A 539-nucleotide genomic window follows, 5' to 3' on the forward strand; every position below is an offset into this window, starting at 1 on the left:
GCCCTGGAAGAAAAAGGCATCACCCCCGAGGTCGAGGAGCGTCTGGGAGGCCTCAAGCCAAGCGACATCCCGGAACTGGGCAAGCCGAAAGACGGCGCAGAGGAAGAACTCAAACCCTACACCCTGCAGGATTTACCCGGTCTGAAAGTCGCTATCGCGACGCTGACGACGTGCACGCCAGAGCCCGGAAGCACCTTGTTCAAGGGCGAACAAGCGTACTTCCGGGACATCTATGTGCATTCCAAACTGTTGGTGGTGGACGATGTGTTCAGCTTGCTCAGTTCCGCGAACATCAACACCCGTAGTCTGCATACCGACTCGGAGTTGGGCCTGGCGGCACCGGATGCCGAGTTGGCGAAACATTGGCGGGAGGCGTTGTGGACGTCGCATGTGGGGGAGTCATATGACGATGACAAGGGGCGGTGTGATGCAGAGGCAAACTTCGATGAATGGAATTACGTGATGGATACAAACTGGAAAAATAAAAACAAAAATGAACCGCTGATCGCCCACTTGACACGCTTCTGGGATGTGGAGAC

The 539-nt window shown here is 55.7% G+C and carries 1 protein-coding gene; it reads left to right on the plus strand.

Annotated elements, in window-relative coordinates; genetic code table 11:
- Positions 1–539 (plus strand): phospholipase D-like domain-containing protein (locus AACY45_RS27750; RefSeq protein ID WP_339548672.1); only part of this gene is annotated, 539 nt, incomplete at both ends.

This window comes from Pseudomonas sp. RA_35y_Pfl2_P32 (genome assembly GCF_963970735.1).
In the GTDB taxonomy this organism is placed as follows: Bacteria; Pseudomonadota; Gammaproteobacteria; order Pseudomonadales; family Pseudomonadaceae; genus Aquipseudomonas.